Source organism: Ruegeria sp. BG11, from assembly GCF_056538565.1.
Window position 1 is genome coordinate 91,153 of the sequence record NZ_JBQFTH010000005.1, and the last position, 15,218, is coordinate 106,370.

At 58.1% G+C, this 15,218-nt stretch carries 19 protein-coding genes and 1 riboswitch; of the genes, 8 read left to right on the forward strand and 11 right to left on the reverse strand.

Annotated features, from left to right (window positions below; all coding sequences use genetic code 11):
• Positions 1-79: 79 nt before the first annotated feature.
• A complete protein-coding gene (rplQ, locus tag ACR0JF_RS09690; protein WP_170334079.1) occupies positions 80-499 on the forward strand; it encodes a 50S ribosomal protein L17 in 420 nt (139 codons plus the stop codon).
• 103 nt (positions 500-602) lie between these two features.
• On the opposite strand, the gene ACR0JF_RS09695 is transcribed toward rplQ, so the two are convergent.
• Genes ACR0JF_RS09695 through ACR0JF_RS09715 form a run of 5 tightly spaced genes read right to left on the reverse strand, consistent with a single transcriptional unit; the run spans position 603 to position 4,010 of the window.
• Positions 603-1,253 carry an ABC transporter ATP-binding protein gene (locus ACR0JF_RS09695; RefSeq protein WP_170640513.1) on the reverse strand — a complete coding sequence of 217 codons (651 nt, stop codon included), beginning with the start codon at positions 1,251-1,253 and terminating at the stop codon, positions 603-605.
• Positions 1,250-2,032: a cobalt ECF transporter T component CbiQ gene (cbiQ, locus tag ACR0JF_RS09700; RefSeq protein ID WP_170640510.1), complete on the reverse strand. Its 783-nt coding sequence runs from the start codon at positions 2,030-2,032 to the stop codon at positions 1,250-1,252. The genes ACR0JF_RS09695 and cbiQ overlap by 4 nt, the downstream gene beginning before the upstream one ends.
• Positions 2,032-2,610: an Ig-like domain-containing protein gene (locus ACR0JF_RS09705; RefSeq protein WP_170659878.1), complete on the reverse strand. Its 579-nt coding sequence runs from the start codon at positions 2,608-2,610 to the stop codon at positions 2,032-2,034. The genes cbiQ and ACR0JF_RS09705 overlap by 1 nt, the downstream gene beginning before the upstream one ends.
• On the reverse strand, positions 2,607-3,218 hold the full coding sequence (gene cbiM / locus ACR0JF_RS09710; RefSeq protein ID WP_170659879.1) for a cobalt transporter CbiM: 612 nt from the start codon (positions 3,216-3,218) through the stop codon (positions 2,607-2,609). Before cbiM ends, ACR0JF_RS09705 begins: the two co-directional genes overlap by 4 nt.
• Positions 3,219-3,224: 6 nt before the next feature.
• Complete coding sequence (locus ACR0JF_RS09715; RefSeq protein WP_480669199.1) at positions 3,225-4,010, reverse strand: DUF4198 domain-containing protein; 786 nt, start codon at positions 4,008-4,010, stop codon at positions 3,225-3,227.
• Positions 4,011-4,138: 128 nt separating this feature from the next.
• Positions 4,139-4,340, reverse strand: a riboswitch (cobalamin riboswitch).
• Between the two features lie 249 nt (positions 4,341-4,589).
• Between ACR0JF_RS09715 and ACR0JF_RS09720 the strand changes: the two genes are divergently transcribed.
• Positions 4,590-5,018 carry an FKBP-type peptidyl-prolyl cis-trans isomerase gene (locus ACR0JF_RS09720; RefSeq protein ID WP_170377657.1) on the forward strand — a complete coding sequence of 143 codons (429 nt, stop codon included), beginning with the start codon at positions 4,590-4,592 and terminating at the stop codon, positions 5,016-5,018.
• Positions 5,019-5,030: 12 nt separating this feature from the next.
• Here ACR0JF_RS09720 and ACR0JF_RS09725 read toward each other — a convergent pair whose 3' ends face one another.
• Genes ACR0JF_RS09725 through fabA form a run of 4 tightly spaced genes read right to left on the reverse strand, consistent with a single transcriptional unit; the run spans position 5,031 to position 7,853 of the window.
• Positions 5,031-5,210 (reverse strand): hypothetical protein, encoded by a 180-nt coding sequence (locus ACR0JF_RS09725; RefSeq protein ID WP_170640503.1) that lies wholly within the window; start codon positions 5,208-5,210, stop codon positions 5,031-5,033.
• Between the two features lie 59 nt (positions 5,211-5,269).
• A complete protein-coding gene (locus ACR0JF_RS09730; RefSeq protein WP_170659880.1) occupies positions 5,270-6,061 on the reverse strand; it encodes an enoyl-ACP reductase FabI in 792 nt (263 codons plus the stop codon).
• Between the two features lie 5 nt (positions 6,062-6,066).
• The gene (gene fabB, locus ACR0JF_RS09735) at positions 6,067-7,296 is read right to left on the reverse strand and encodes a beta-ketoacyl-ACP synthase I (protein ID WP_170659881.1); all 1,230 of its coding nucleotides are present in this window, start codon (positions 7,294-7,296) and stop codon (positions 6,067-6,069) included.
• Between the two features lie 47 nt (positions 7,297-7,343).
• Entirely contained in the window at positions 7,344-7,853 is a 510-nt protein-coding gene (fabA, locus tag ACR0JF_RS09740; protein ID WP_170378117.1) for a bifunctional 3-hydroxydecanoyl-ACP dehydratase/trans-2-decenoyl-ACP isomerase, read from the reverse strand.
• Between the two features lie 187 nt (positions 7,854-8,040).
• Here fabA and irrA point away from each other — a divergent pair, with 187 nt between their 5' ends.
• The gene (gene irrA, locus ACR0JF_RS09745; RefSeq protein ID WP_170378119.1) at positions 8,041-8,466 is read left to right on the forward strand and encodes an iron response transcriptional regulator IrrA; all 426 of its coding nucleotides are present in this window, start codon (positions 8,041-8,043) and stop codon (positions 8,464-8,466) included.
• On the opposite strand, the gene ACR0JF_RS09750 is transcribed toward irrA, so the two are convergent.
• Positions 8,435-9,358, reverse strand: a complete 924-nt coding sequence (locus ACR0JF_RS09750) for a LysR family transcriptional regulator (RefSeq protein WP_170659882.1) — start codon at positions 9,356-9,358, stop codon at positions 8,435-8,437. The genes irrA and ACR0JF_RS09750 overlap by 32 nt on opposite strands.
• 83 nt (positions 9,359-9,441) lie before the next feature.
• Between ACR0JF_RS09750 and ACR0JF_RS09755 the strand changes: the two genes are divergently transcribed.
• On the forward strand, positions 9,442-10,239 hold the full coding sequence (locus ACR0JF_RS09755; protein WP_170659883.1) for a phytanoyl-CoA dioxygenase family protein: 798 nt from the start codon (positions 9,442-9,444) through the stop codon (positions 10,237-10,239).
• Between the two features lie 64 nt (positions 10,240-10,303).
• Here the strand turns inward: ACR0JF_RS09755 and ACR0JF_RS09760 are convergent, their stop codons facing one another.
• Complete coding sequence (locus tag ACR0JF_RS09760) at positions 10,304-11,167, reverse strand: hypothetical protein (RefSeq protein ID WP_170659884.1); 864 nt, start codon at positions 11,165-11,167, stop codon at positions 10,304-10,306.
• Between the two features lie 122 nt (positions 11,168-11,289).
• Here ACR0JF_RS09760 and miaB point away from each other — a divergent pair, with 122 nt between their 5' ends.
• The 4 genes from miaB to ybeY all read left to right on the forward strand — a co-directional run bounded on the left by miaB (position 11,290) and on the right by ybeY (position 15,209).
• Positions 11,290-12,612: a tRNA (N6-isopentenyl adenosine(37)-C2)-methylthiotransferase MiaB gene (gene miaB, locus ACR0JF_RS09765; RefSeq protein ID WP_170659885.1), complete on the forward strand. Its 1,323-nt coding sequence runs from the start codon at positions 11,290-11,292 to the stop codon at positions 12,610-12,612.
• Between the two features lie 170 nt (positions 12,613-12,782).
• The gene (locus ACR0JF_RS09770) at positions 12,783-13,535 is read left to right on the forward strand and encodes an outer membrane beta-barrel protein (RefSeq protein WP_170659886.1); all 753 of its coding nucleotides are present in this window, start codon (positions 12,783-12,785) and stop codon (positions 13,533-13,535) included.
• 122 nt (positions 13,536-13,657) lie between these two features.
• A complete protein-coding gene (locus ACR0JF_RS09775; protein WP_170659887.1) occupies positions 13,658-14,680 on the forward strand; it encodes a PhoH family protein in 1,023 nt (340 codons plus the stop codon).
• A gap of 34 nt (positions 14,681-14,714) precedes the next feature.
• The gene (ybeY, locus tag ACR0JF_RS09780; RefSeq protein WP_170659888.1) at positions 14,715-15,209 is read left to right on the forward strand and encodes an rRNA maturation RNase YbeY; all 495 of its coding nucleotides are present in this window, start codon (positions 14,715-14,717) and stop codon (positions 15,207-15,209) included.
• Positions 15,210-15,218: the final 9 nt, after the last annotated feature.

The window sequence follows — 15,218 nt, forward strand, 5'->3', positions numbered from 1 at the left end:
TGGGCACTTCCGCCCCAAGGAGAGCCGGTGACACGCATCGCCGGCCAGACAAAGCAAAACGCAAGATAGGAACTGAAAAATGCGTCACGCACGTGGTTACCGCCGCCTGAACCGTACTCATGAGCACCGCAAGGCTCTGTTTGCCAACATGGCTGGCTCGCTCATTGAGCATGAGCAAATCAAAACAACTCTGCCCAAGGCAAAAGAACTGCGCCCGATCATCGAAAAGCTGGTCACTCTGGGCAAGCGCGGCGACCTGCACGCCCGTCGTCAGGCCGCAGCACAGCTGAAAGAAGACAAAGACGTCGCAAAGCTGTTCGAAGTTCTGGGCCCCCGCTATGCCGAGCGTCAGGGCGGTTATGTCCGCATCCTGAAAGCAGGCTTCCGCTATGGCGACATGGCTCCGATGGCGATTATCGAATTCGTTGATCGTGACGTCGACGCCAAAGGCGCAGCTGACAAAGCTCGCGTTGCAGCCGAAGAGGCCGCAGAAGAATAAGAAAGCCTATAGCTTTCAAAAAAGAACCCCGTGTCCTCGACGCGGGGTTTTTCTTTGCGCAGTTGCAAATTGCTTGCATCGGCGCGACCAAAAATAGGCTTTCTCACACGGCGACCAGCTTACCGTCTTGCAATTCCAGCCTGTCCGGAGCCAGCGCATCGCGAAATGCAGGAGAATGGCTGACCAGAAGGATAGCCTGAGGCAGAGATTGCAGGATTTCGAGCAACCGCGCCTCGTTCTTGGTGTCCAGCGCATTGGTCGGCTCATCCAGCAGCAGGGCCTGGGGCTCCATCGCCAGAACCGTTGCCAGCGTGATCAGACGCTTTTCGCCACCTGACAGTTTATGCGTGGTCCGTTCCTTCAGATGCATGAGGTCGAGATCACCGAGAACGCGTTCTACAATCTCCAAGGCCTCGTCGCGCGTCTTGCGGAGGTTCAACGGACCAAAGGCAATGTCCTCAGCCACAGTGGGGCAAAACAGTTGGTCGTCAGGGTCTTGAAAGACAAGCCCGATATGGCGGCGCACTTCATGGAAATCTGCCTCGGCCTGTCGTGGTTTGCCAAAAACGGACACTGTACCCGAGGAAGGTCGCTGCAGACCAAGTGTGATACGTAGAAGCGTGGACTTTCCAGACCCGTTCGGGCCGGTCAGAGACAGGCGTTGTCCGGCCTCCAGCTGCAGGTTTGCACCGTTCAGAACCGGTTCTTGCCCGTGATAGGCAAAGCAGATGTTGTCCAGCGCGATTAGGGTCATGCGAATTCCACTAGGATCAGGGCTAGACAGAGGGCTCCAAGCCCGGCAGCAAAGACAATATCACGTCGGTTGATGCTATAGTCTTGCAGCAACAGCATCTTGCCTGAAAACCCCCGGCATTTCATCGCGCCGAGGATGCGCTCGGACCGTTCGATTGCCCGGACTAGCATCATGCCGACCAGATAGCCAAAGCTGCGATAGGTGTGCCAGTTGGTGCCGGGACGGAAGCCTCGGACTTTCATAGCGGCGCGGAGGCGTTGGTATTCCTCATGCAAGACGTCGATGTATCTGATGGTGAACATCAGAAGGTGCACCAGTGTTTCCGGGCAGCGTAGCCGGTGCAGGGCGTGGCCCAGTGTGACAGGCTCCATTGTGCCGACCAGAACCATCACGGTCAGGATCACGGCGTTGGCGGTCAGCGCGATTTCCACGGCTTTCCAGAGCCCTTGCCAGCTGGCCGGAAATCCCCAGATGGTAAACATAGGGTCGCCAGGCATGGTGAACGGCAAGAGGACCAGCATGAAGATGATGAAACTGTCCATCATCGCCATCCGCTTGAGTGTCTTGCGCCAAGGCAGCCGGGATATCACCAGCAGAGACAGCGCGATCATCAGCGCCGCCGCAAGGGCGGGCAGGGAGGATAGGGAGACCACAACGACCGCAAACAAAACGGACATGACGACGCGGACGCGCGGATCAAGCGCGGTGATCAACCCCCGTTGACCGATCGTGCCAGCCTCGGCCAGTGTCCGCTCCTGTGGTTCCAGTACGTGTGCCATCAGCCTGCCAGTTTCCTCCGCGCCGCGAGGTAGAAGCCCAGCCCGAACAGGCCAAAGATGTAACCGATGCCGCCTAGAATGGTCTGTAGGTCGTTATGTTCACGATAGGCGGCGATTTCCCGGCGTAGAGGGCGTATTTCGTCGCGGACCGCTGCTGCGATGGCCTGACGCTCTTCTTCGCTGAGAGAGGCCATTGTGACGCCCTCCGAGGCGGGCGTAGGCGTGGGTGACGCTGCAGGCTTGTTCTGGATGGCGACGCCCATGATCTTGGCAACGTCATCGGCGGGCATGGTGACCTCGGCCACGTGACCGGCGCCGAGGTCGGCAAAGAAGGTATGGGCGACGGCTGTGGTGGGCGTGTAGATGAAGAACCCGTCTGCGTTGGTCGTGGCCCGGCCCAGCTCGACCCCGTTTGGATCGGTCACGACGACCTCGGTATCGGTCGCCATGGTGCCGTTGGAGAAGCCGATTTCCCCTTCGATCGCATCGCCGGACGCAAAGACTCCGGCAATCACCTTATGGGCCAGCGCGGGCAGAGGGGCCGCGCATAGGGCCAGGATGAGCGCAATCTTTCTCATGTGGCGGGCCTTGTCAGGAACAGTTCAGGTTTGACTTTTCGCGCGAGAAGAACGGCAAATCCGGTCAGGACGGCCTCGACTATCATAACCGGGATGTGGGCAAAGAAGACCAGCTTGGCGGCAGGGAGGAATTCGTCCCCTGAAAGGGCCAATGAAATGCCCACCATGACGGTCGTGGCTGCAATGGCAAAGGCACCACCTATGCCACCCCAAATCGCTCCATGGACCGGCGAACCGCGCCCGATCAGGGGGCGGAACAGCAGCCCCGCCAGAACGGCCGGAAAGGCGATGTTAAGCGTATTGATCCCCAGCACCGTAAGCCCGCCGAAGCCGAAAAAGACTGCCTGCAGGAGCAGACCCACAAACAGGGCCGGGAAGGCGGCCCAGCCGAGCAGAAGCCCGGCCAGACCGTTGAGGATCAGATGCACCGACGACGGGCCGATCGGCACGTGGATCAGAGAGGCCACGAAGAAACTGGCCGCCAGCACCCCTGCTGTGGGGATGCGGTCCAGATCCAGCGACCTGAGGCCCATTGCGACCCCACCAGCGGCGGCAACGGCTCCGCCGATGACGACCGGGTTGGATAGGGCTCCGTCGACGATGTGCATCTGTGGTTACTCCATGTCCCAGGCGCGGATCCAGATCACCGCGTCCTGGCTCAGCTCTTTGCCTTCATGTTCGGTTTCAGGACCAGCGCCCAGGGCGGCAAAGCCCCAGTAACCAGCTTTCGGGACACCGAAGGAGAAATAGCCGTTGGCGTCGGAAATGGCCACCACGGCGCCACCGGGCATCGGCGAAACGGTGGGTTCGGAGGAGGCTTGGCTGTCGAAGCTGGGCTTGGCCGCCATGTATTCGATCTCGATCTCAGCGCCGGCAACCGGTTCGCCGTTTGCCAGAACCTGACCGGTGAAGGTCGAGCCTGCGATGATGTTGTAGGGCTTGTTCAGCGGTACGATCTCGGTCGCCAGACCTGCAGGGTTCATCCAGTCGGTCGGCAGTTCGTTGCGGTTCAGGAACGCTTTGGTGATCTGCTGGATATAGATATCCTCGGCCTCTTCGTAATAGGGCTCAGGCACAGTGACCATCACGTAGTCGCCCGAACGCTTAACCGGGACAGAACCTTGAAAGGCCGCGCCTTCGTTCTCGGGGCTCGAAAACCGGATGGGCTCCAGCGTGTCCAGCAGGTCGGTCTTTTCGCCATTGTGGATCACGTAGAATTCCTGCGGCTTTTCCAGATCCATGACATGGCCGTTTTCAAACGGGTGCCAGAAGATCAGCTTGACCGGCACGTCGCCCGGCGCCTCGATCAGCGTGTCGGTGGTGTATTCCAGCAGAAAATGTGCGTGCGCCATCGCTGGAATCGCCAGCGCGGCAGCAGCCGTGCAAAACAGCTTCTTCACAAAGTGTTTCCTTCGTCCTTCGTGCCAACCCCGGCACGTTTCTTGCTTGATATCGGGACAAACGGAGCCATTTACCCAAAATAAGGGCATCGGCCCAATGCACACCCCGGCATCGGTGACACACCCCTTCCGAGGGTGCATGTCCGGCAGGTCTCCTGACTTGCGGGTCAAAGCAACGGGCTGGCCTTCCCGGGTGGAACCCAGTGGCGCATCAGCCCTGCTCACCGCCTACAGTTGCGGGGGCAGTTGCGGCATTGGGTGGATCAGAATTCCCCGCACCGCATTCCCTTTTCTCCGGGCGAACCCGGAACCGGACATGAGGATGCTGATGGCAGAGATTCCCATCACCGGTCAATCTCTATTTAAGACTGTAGCGATAACATCTTGTCGATAGGATCGGATGTTCCTGTTCTGCCCGCTCGGTATTGAAGGCGCGCGTGTAAGCGACGACAAGAGGACGCGCAAGCCTGCACCGCAATCTGGACATCAGAATCAGATGCATGCATCTTGCGCCGCGTCAGACTCCGGCGTAGCGCGCTTGTGTTCGGCGCCCTATTCCCCACAAGCCCCGGAGGCCCAATGTCTGAGATCAAACAAGGCGACACAGTTCGCATCCACTATACCGGCACGCTGCTGGACGAGACCGTGTTTGACAGCTCAGACGGGCGCGATCCGTTAGAGTTCGTTGTTGGTTCGGGCCAGATCATACCCGGCCTGGACAGTGCGATGCCAGGACTGGCGGTTGGTGACAAGAAGCGGGTCGAGATTGCCTGTGTCGACGCCTATGGCCCGATCAACCCGGCGATGCGGCAGGACATCCCGCGTGAGGGTATTCCGGATGATATCCCACTAGAGCCGGGAACCCAGTTGCAGATGCAGACCCCCGATGGTCAGGCGCTGCCGGTAACGGTTGTCGAGGCGAACGAGGCCACGGTGACGCTGGACGCCAATCACCCACTGGCCGGGCAGGACCTGATCTTCGATATTGAGGTTGTCTCGGTGAACTGAAGGCTTGAGGTCTTAGCCCCAAAGCCCGTCAAGCGCTGCACGGACCTGCGGTTGCGTGAAGAACACGAACAACACCAGCAATGTGGTCAGCGTCAAAAGCAGAACACGGGCGCGGGGGCTTAGGAACCCCGTCTTCCGTTTGGTCTGGGTGCCACGCGTATTGCTGGCAAGGATCTGGTCAGTTTTGCTCATGCCCATATCCCTGACGCCGAAAGATGGTCAAATCTTGGCGGCGTCTGGGAAAGATATGGTCACATGAAATCCGGCTGTGGCATTCCAAGCACGTGGAAACCGCCATCCACTCTGATGATCTCGCCCGAGGTGCAAGCCCCCGCATCCGAGGTCAGGTAAACCGCTGTGCCGCCAACGGCCTCTAGCGTAGCGTTCGAGCGCATCGGCGCATTCTGGTCGCAGAACTTGTAGGTCTTGCGCGCACCGCCAATTGCAGCCCCGGCCAGGGTCTTCATCGGACCGGGCGAAATCGCGTTCACGCGGATGCCCTCTGGGCCGAGATCGTTGGCCAGATACCGTGTTGCCGATTCCAGCGCGGCTTTGGCAACGCCCATGACGTTGTAATTCGGAACCACACGATTCGAGCCTTGGTAGGTCAGCGTCAGTAGTGAGCCGCCATTGTCCTTCATCAGCGGATAGGCGCGACGGGCGACCTCGATGAAAGAGTAGGCCGACACATCCATCGAGTGCTTGAAATTGGCCCTTGTGGTGTTCAGAAACCGGCCTGTCAGCTCGTTCTTGTCCGAATAGGCAATCGCGTGAACGACAAAGTCGATGGTTGGCCAGCGTTCGCCCAACTCGCCAAAGGCGCGGTCCAGCGAGGCGTCATCGGTGACATCCGCATCCACCATGAAGTCGCTGCCGAGGCTTTCGGCCAATGGCTGCAGACGCTTCCCGAACGCATCGCCCTGATAGGTGAAGGCCAGTTCAGCCCCTGCTTCATGCATCGCTTTCGAGATACCCCAGGCAATCGACCGGTCATTGGCGACACCCATGATAAGGCCGCGTTTCCTTTTTAGAACTTCCGACATCTCGTTCACCCGTTATACTTTGACAGGATCATGGATCCGTTTGTGCCGCCAAAGCCGAAGCTGTTGGTCATGACCGAATCCAAACCTGCATTTTCAACCACTTGAGTTGCAATTTCACCGGGCTGGATGCCTTCGGCTAGTGTGTCGACATTGATCGACGGTGTTATGAAATCATTGTCCAGCATGAGCAGGCAGAAGATCGCCTCAAGCGCTCCGGCCGCGCCTTGTGCGTGCCCGGTCATCGACTTGGTGGATGAGATGGGCGGCACGTTGCCTTCGCCGAAGATGCGACGCACGGCTTCAACTTCGCCCACATCTCCGACCGGGGTCGAGGTGCCGTGCGCGTTGATGTAGCCAACCTTGCGGCCTTCGGGCAGAGTCGAAAGAGCCAGACGCATCGCGCGCTCACCGCCTTCACCGGACGGGGCCACCATGTCATGACCGTCCGAGGTTGCGGCATAGCCGTTCACCTCGGCGTAGATCTTGGCTCCGCGCGCCAGCGCATGGTCCAGATCCTCAAGCACGACAATGCCGCCGCCACCCGAGATCACGAAGCCGTCGCGGTCCTGATCGAACGCACGCGAGGCTTTCTTCGGAGTGTCGTTATACTTGGACGACATCGCACCCATCGCGTCGAACAGGCAGGACAGGGTCCAATCCAGCTCCTCGCCGCCGCCTGCGAACATCACGTCCTGCTTGCCCAGCATGATCTGTTCCGCCGCGTTGCCGATGCAATGTAGCGAGGTCGAGCACGCCGAGGTGATCGAGTAGTTGATACCCTTGATCTTATAGGCGGTGGCAAGGTTCGCGGAAATCGTGGAACACATGCATTTCGGCACGGCAAAAGGCCCGATCCGCTTGGTGGCGCCGTTCTTCAGTACCGTCTGATGCGCGGTCAGCATCGCGCTGGTGGACGGTCCGCCGGACCCGGCAACCAACCCGGTGCGCGGATTGACGACCTGTTCCTCGGTCAGCCCGGAATCGGCAATAGCCTGTCCCATTGCGATGTGAGCGTAGGCCGCACCCGGCCCCATGAAACGCAGGGTACGTTTGTCAACGTGTTCGGACACGTCAATCTTGAGCGACCCGGCGATCTGGCTGCGAAAGCCATGTTCGACCATCTGCTCATTGGCCTCGATGCCGGATTTACCTGCTTTGAGCGAGGCGAGAACCTCTTCGGCATTGTTCCCGATCGAGGAGACGATCCCCAAACCGGTGACGACGACGCGACGCATATGCGTTCTCCTGTGTTCCGTTCCTGTTGGCGTAATGTCCGCTGGCGTCAGCTTTCGGACAGTGCAACCTTCATATCTTTGACTTGGTAAATTACTTCACCATCCGCCTCGACACGGCCATCCGCGACCCCCATGGTCAGACGACGTGTTTGTACGGCTTTGGTAAAATCAACATAATAGGTCAGCATCTTGCGGTCCGGGCGGACCATACCGGTCAGTTTGACTTCGCCAACGCCCAACGCATAGCCGCGCCCCTGCCAGCCGCGCCAGCCCAAGTTGAAGCCGGTCAGCTGCCATAGGCCATCCAGACCCAAGCAGCCCGGCATGATCGGGTTGCCGGGGAAATGGCAGTCAAAGAACCAAAGATCAGGCGTGATGTCGAATTCTGCGACAACATGGCCTTTGCCATGTGCGCCTCCGTCACCCGAAACGTCGGTGATCCGGTCCATCATCAGCATCGGAGGGGCAGGCAATTGCGCATTGCCGGGGCCAAAAAGTTCGCCTCGCGCGCATTTCAGCAGATCCTCTTTGTCAAAACTGCTTGGGAATTGGGCCATTCTTGCCGCCTCTTCTGCCTTGGGTCTGTTCATTACATTTGGCCTCACCTAGCACCCGTATGCAAGGTCCTGCAAGAGCAGTGGCCGGATGATGTTGCGACCTAGCGGTCTTTGCGAATGAATTTCATTTGAAATTGGCATCCCTGCGCCCCTATATATATAAGCAGCAAAAATGGGTATCGGATTCATGACACCTCAGAGCCGTAAGATAGCTACAGACTGGTTGGAGAGCGCCGGATTGCGCCCGACGCGACAGCGTGTTGCGCTGGCCGAGTTGCTTGTGGGCGATGGTCGTCACCGGCATGTCACAGCGGAAAGCCTGTTTGACTCGGCCAAGACCAAGGGCGATGCCGTTTCGCTTGCGACCGTCTACAATACGCTGCGCGCGTTCTGCGATGCGGGCGTACTGCAAGAGATCACGGTGGATGGGTCGAAAAGCTATTTTGACACCAACACCCATGATCACCCGCATTTTTATTGGGAAGACGAAAGCCGGCTGAGTGACGCACCGTCCGAAGAGTTGGTGATCCAGCGCCTTCCGCAGGCACCGGAAGGGGTCGAGATCGCCTCGGTCGACGTAGTTATCCGTCTTCGCAAGAAACCTCAGGTCTAGTTTCGGACAGCGCATCAAACAGGAAACGTTCCGCTGAGGCCAATGTGGCTTCGACGGGGCCGGTTCCGTGGCGCGCCAAGACGACAGGCTCAGCAGCATCCTTGTCCAAAATTGGCAGGCGGGTCAGCATTCGATTGTCGTAGCTCGTCGAATTTTTTGGGCTGGCATAGCTGATTGCGATTCCTTCCCCATGGGCTGCGAGGCTGCGCTGAATCTCAAGCGTAGCTGCCCTGTGGGCGACTGTTGGGTTCAGGCCTTTGCGCCGAAACAGGTTCAGGACGTGCTGCGCGGACAGCCCCTCCTTTGACAGGATCAGGGGTTCCAGTTCCAGATCGGCCAAAGTCACACTGTGGGCTGTTGCAAGCGGGTGATCAGGTGGGACCAAAGCGTGCGGGACACTGTCGAACAGCTCTTGCCGGGTATACCCTGCATCCATGCCAAGGTCATATGTGATCGCGATATCCGTCTGACCGTTGACCAGACCGTCCAGCAACCCCTCGAAACTGTCCACGTGATAGGTGATGGTCACATCGGGCAGGACAGTTTGCAGACTGCGCAAGGCAGAGGCCAGATGAAACGGTGCCAGGTCAATGAAACAGCCCAGCCGCAGGTGTGAAGACCCGTGCGGCGCATCTGTCGGATTTTCGATCTGCGCGGCAGAGTGCAACAGCTTTTCCGCCTGTTCGATGAAAAGGCGGCCCTGAGGGGTTGTGGTCATCGCCGCCCCTCGTCGACGCATGAACAGCGGATATCCCAGAAGCGACTCAACCCGCGTCAGGGCTGTCGATAAGGCAGGTTGCGATACGTTCAGCGCGTGGGCTGCGGCAGACAAGCTGCCATGGCGGCCGATGGCGCAGACATATTCGTATTGGCGCAGCGAGATATATAACATCACGTTAATTATTACTTCGAAAGATATGATTTGAACAGATGGCTTTGCTGTCCTTTAAACGGGTCAAGCACAAGGAGAACGCCATGCCACACCCTCTTGTTTCTCAGGACATGATCGACACCTACCAGGAAGACGGGGTTGTCCTGATCAAAGGGCTTTTTGCCGATCACGTGGACGCGTTGCGCGACGGGGTTGCCGCCAATATGACCGAGCCGGGACCCTATGCCTCGGACAACAAGAAAGAGGGGCAGACCGGGCTGTTCTTTGATGATTACTGCAACTGGACCCGTATCCCGCAGTTCCGCGAAGTGATCGAGACCTCTCCGGCAGCTGAGGTCGCGGCGGACCTGATGCAGTCGAAAACCGTGCAGATGTTTCACGACCATGTACTGGTGAAAGAGCCGGGCACCTCGATGGCGACGCCCTGGCATCAGGACGGGCCATATTACTTTGTCGAAGGGCAGCAGACGATCAGCTTTTGGTCGCCCTTGGATCCGGTGAAGCAAGCCACCCTACGCTGTGTTGCGGGATCGCACAGGTGGGAGAAAGAGGTGCTGCCGACCCGCTGGGTCAGCGAAGAGGGGTTCTTTGCTGATGAAGGCCAGTACATTCCGGTCCCCGATCCGGATGTGGAAGGGATGAAAGTGGTCGAGTTCGAAATGGAACCCGGCGACGCGGTTGCGTTCAACTACCGTACCCTGCATGGGGCGCGGGGGAATCACTCGGACAGTCGTCGTCGGGCGTTTTCACTAAGGCTGGTCGGGGATGATGCGCGCTATGTCGAGCGTCCGGGCCGCACGTCGCCTCCGTTTCCGGGGCATGACATGACGCCCGGTCAGCGTTTGCGGGAAGACTGGTTCCCGATGCTGCTGCAGCGATAGGGGGCTCTGCCCCCGCCGCCTGCGGCGCCTCCCCCGGGATGTTTTCAGCCAGGTGAAGAGCGGATTAGAACCACTGGCCGGGTTCGATCAATCCCAGATCGAGCAATTGGCGCGATGTCCATTCGAACGAGACGGAATTGTGCCAACGGAAGCTGGAGATGTCGAAGGCCGAACCTGCGTTGCTTTTCAGAGCTTTTGCCGCCCGGAATGAGCAGATCGCAGCCGTTAGATTGTGATGCCAAGGGCAGGCATAGGTGTTGTATTCGGCCTCGTTGAACGTGTGATCGGGCTGCAGGACCAGGTCTTTGCGGGTCTTGAACAGGGCGATTCTGTCAATCCTGCGGCGTTCATAGGGAATGTGATCTTCGAACCGCCAGCGCAAGCCGCCGGACATGTCCAATTGGCGCTCGACCGGGCGGCCCGTGGGATCGTGGCGGGTGTGGGCATAGTAACCGGTGCTGTCCAGCATGGCCTGATCGGGGGCTACACCATTCGGGAACTGTGTCAGGTCGCCGGCATAGAGGTCGATCACGTGGCACAACATTGCGTTTCGGCGTTCCTCGGCGTGGAAGGCCAGCAATTCCCCTACGCTGCGTGTTTCGCAGAAAGGGTAAAACAGGTATTCGGCGTTGTAGCAGTAGTACATCCAGACGCTGGGTGCGGCTTTTGTGATGCGGTTGATCGCGTCGAACACCACAGTCCGGGGTGCGCATCTGTGCGTCACGCGATGTATCCGCGCGGACAGGTCCTCGCTGAGGGTGAATTCGGCGGGCATAAAGGCCACGACGGACTTGAAGCCGAGGCTTAGATGGTGGTGTAGCGTACTTTCGACCTCGGTCTCGTCTTCGGCGAAAATAAGTGCCACGGGGCCTTTTGACAGGGCGGATTGGCCTGAATTCAGAAGGCTGTCGAGGGATTCGTACTGCATCGCCGGTTTTCATTCGCGTCTTGCTGGAAAGTTTCGCCAAATTCGGGTAATTGCGCCGGCATTGCAAGCGGCGTTCGAAGCATATAGATGACGCCGATCCAGCGACTACAAAGGCCCGATCCATGTCTGAACCCAAAAAGCTGTTTATCAAGACCTATGGCTGTCAGATGAATGTCTATGACAGCGAGCGTATGGCCGAGGCCTTGGGCGGGCAGGGATATGTCGAGACCAAATCGCCGGACGATGCAGACATGATCCTGCTGAACACCTGCCATATCCGCGAAAAAGCTGCCGAAAAGGTCTATTCCGAGCTTGGCCGGTTCAAGGGGCTGAAGGCAGATAAGCCCGATCTCAAAATCGGTGTAGCAGGCTGTGTTGCACAGGCCGAAGGCGAAGAGATTATGCGCCGTCAGCCCCTAGTCGATCTGGTGGTTGGACCGCAGAGCTATCACCGTTTGCCGGAGATGGAGGCCAAAACCCGCGAGGGGGCCAAAGCTCTGGACACGGATTTCCCGGAAGAGGACAAGTTCGAAAAGCTCAAGAACCGTCCCAAGGCCAAACGCGGCCCGACGGCGTTTTTGACGGTACAGGAGGGTTGCGACAAGTTCTGCGCCTTCTGTGTTGTGCCCTATACCCGTGGGGCCGAGGTCAGTCGCCCTGCAGACCGCATCATTCGTGAAGCGCAGGATCTGGTCGAACGTGGCGTGCGCGAGATCACTCTGCTGGGTCAGAACGTCAACGCCTATCACGGTGCCGGTCCCAACGGCGACATGACGCTAGCCGGGCTGATTTGGGAATTGAACAAGGTCGACGGTCTGGAGCGTATCCGTTTTACCACCTCGCACCCCAATGACATGGCAGATGATCTGATTGAGGCTCATGGTACCTGTGAAAAGTTGATGCCCTACCTACACTTGCCGGTGCAGGCAGGGTCGGACCGGATCCTCAAGCGGATGAACCGCAGCCACACGGCGGACAGCTATTTGCGCCTGATTGAACGTATCCGCGCTGCGCGTCCGGATATCGTGATGTCGGGGGATTTCATCGTCGGATTCCCAGAAGAAACTGAAGAGGATTTCCAGGCGACTTTGGACTTGGTCGAGCAGGTCAAATACGGCTATGCCTACTCGTTCAAGTACTCGACCCGTCCGGGGACTCCGGCGGCGGAACGCGCCCAGGTTGACCCGGCGGCGGCGGATGACCGCTTACAACGCTTGCAAGCTCTGATCACCAAGCATCAGCGCGAGATTCAAGATTCCATGGTCGGTCGCACTGTCGGCGTTCTGTTTGAGAAGCCCGGGCGGCTCGAAGGGCAAATGGTTGGAAAATCGGACTATCTTCACTCGGTGCACGTGGTTGGGTCTGATCTGAACGTGGGAAACCTGCGGAAGGTGCGTATCGTGAAGTCTGGCGCGAACTCTTTGGCCGGGGAACTGTTGCAATAAGGTGGTTCTTTGCGGGCACGTCGTGTGAGTACGAATATATCTAAAATTTACCCTTGATTTATGAATTGGAACTATGTTCCGAGAGGAGCCAAGTTTTCTGATGGGCCTCGACCGCTTGCGGAAGGTTTGTTTTTGCCGATCACGAAAGTGGCGTCGATGGAGGGTATTGAGTGGTAGTTCTGAAGTGCAGAGGTCTCTGGTCTGTGTCGGTCGCAACTTTGGCGGCTTTTGGGGCCAGCGCGACGTGGGCGAGTGATCAAACGGGGGACATTTCTGATCCCGAGGTGATCAGTAACAAGCGCTTCAGCGACGATGTCAGTGCTTTTTATCTCGGTTTGACGGCCGGGTATGGCGGTGGGGGCGACGACCGTTTCGGTTTGACCACGCCAACCGATACTTTTGCAATCGGCGATCAGGACATCAGCGGAACCTATGGCGGTGTGCGCGGAGGCTGGCGCGGTGTCCTGCCGGCTCGGGGCGGTCGTGACTATGTATATGGATTTGAGCTGGGATATGATTTCGGATCGCTGGACGACAGTGTATCCACCGTAGTCGGCTCTGAGACGGTTCAAGGCGGGTCAGAAGTCTCGGATATTGTCACCTTGCGGTTTCGGAATGGCCTAACTAACCGCAGCGGGCGGATCCTTTATTTCGTCAGTGTCGGTTACCTTTGGGGTGACGTAGAGACCACAAACAGTATTTCCTCCACCACTGGCACGCAGTCGTTTGAGGCCTCGGATCGGCGCAACGGGTTCTCGCTCAGCATTGGTGCGGAACACTATCTGACGGAAAACTGGTCGATCACAGGTGAGTATGAATATGTCCAGTTCGACTCCAAGGATATTGAATTCTCTTCGGGTTTTTCGACAAAATCCACGCCGAACTATCGCGGTCTGAGGTTCGGTTTGAACTACAAGTTCTAAACCAGAGCAAAGCGCCAGATCGGCGCTTTTGTCATCGCCGTGCGAATTTTTGAAACTGTGGCTTGCACCCGGTCCGAGTTCTTGTCTACGCTCAAGGTGAAACGCCAAGACAGGAGAACGGATTGGCCATCGGTGCCCTTACCCCACCGCAAGATGAGATGCCCCAGCGCGAGGCATTTGTAGAATTCCCAGACAACCGCTTGTTGATTGATTTATGTGGCGAATATGACCGCAACCTGACCGAGATAGAACAGAAGCTCTCGGTCCAGATTGTGCGCCGCGGCAATCAGTTGGTGGTGATGGGTGAAGAGGATTCGCAGAAAAACGCCATTGAGGTTTTGCAGGCCCTTTACACCCGTCTGGAAGGCGGGCGCGATGTTGAAGCCGCTGACGTGGACCGAGAGTTGCGAATGGGTGGCTCGGAACAGGGGACCGGTAGTCGAGACGGCGACCAGCTTGAGATGTTCAAGGGCGGTACCGTTGAGATCAAGACCCGCAAAAAGCTGGTCGAACCCCGCACGGATGCGCAAAAAGCCTATGTGCAGGCGCTTTTCCAGAATGAACTGGCCTTCGGAATCGGCCCAGCGGGTACCGGTAAGACATATCTGGCCGTTGCCGTGGGCGTGTCGATGTTCATCGGTGGCCATGTGGACCGCATCATCCTCAGCCGTCCTGCGGTCGAGGCCGGCGAAAAGCTGGGTTATCTGCCGGGCGACATGAAGGACAAGGTCGATCCGTATATGCAGCCGCTTTATGACGCGCTAAACGACTTTTTGCCCGGAAAACAGCTCGCCAAACTGATCGAGGAAAAGCGAATCGAGATCGCTCCGCTGGCGTTTATGCGAGGGCGGACTTTGGCCAATGCTTTTGTGGTGCTGGATGAGGCGCAGAACGCGACGACCATGCAGATGAAGATGTTCCTGACTCGTCTGGGCGAGGGTAGCCGTATGGTCATCACGGGCGACCGGTCTCAGGTCGATTTGCCGCGTGGGGTCCAATCTGGGCTCGCAGATGCTGAACGTCTGCTGAAAACGATCCCGAATATCAGCTTCAACTACTTTACTTCGAAAGATGTGGTGCGGCATCCGCTTGTCGCCGCAATCATCGAAGCGTATGAGGCCGATTCAGGGCGCGAGACAGGATAACTCAAAGCCCGACAACAGGCTTTGAGGCGACAGGATGAACCTTGAACTTACCGTGGAAGACGACCGATGGCAGGGGCTGGAGCCTCTGTCCTTGCGCGCGGTTGAAGCGGTCCTGCACCATTGCCAGCTGGATCCGGATTTGTGTGAGGTCAGCGTGCTGGCCTGCGATGACACCCGAATTGCCGAACTGAACGCCGAGTTCCGGGAAAAGCCGACACCGACGAACGTTCTGAGCTGGCCCGCCGAAGACCTCGCAGCGGATGTCGCAGGTGAAACGCCCGAACTGCCGGAACCCGATTTTACCGGCGAAATCGCCCTTGGGGACATCGCGATCTCATACGACATCTGCGCGCGCGAGGCTGCTGAGGCGGGCAAATCCATGTCTGATCACGTGACGCATCTGATCGTTCACGGAACGTTGCATTTGCTGGGGTATGATCACATTCGTGACCTCGATGCGACCTTGATGGAAGGGATTGAGGTCAAGATACTTGGCAAACTGGGTATCAATGACCCATATAATAGGTGAAGCGGGTTA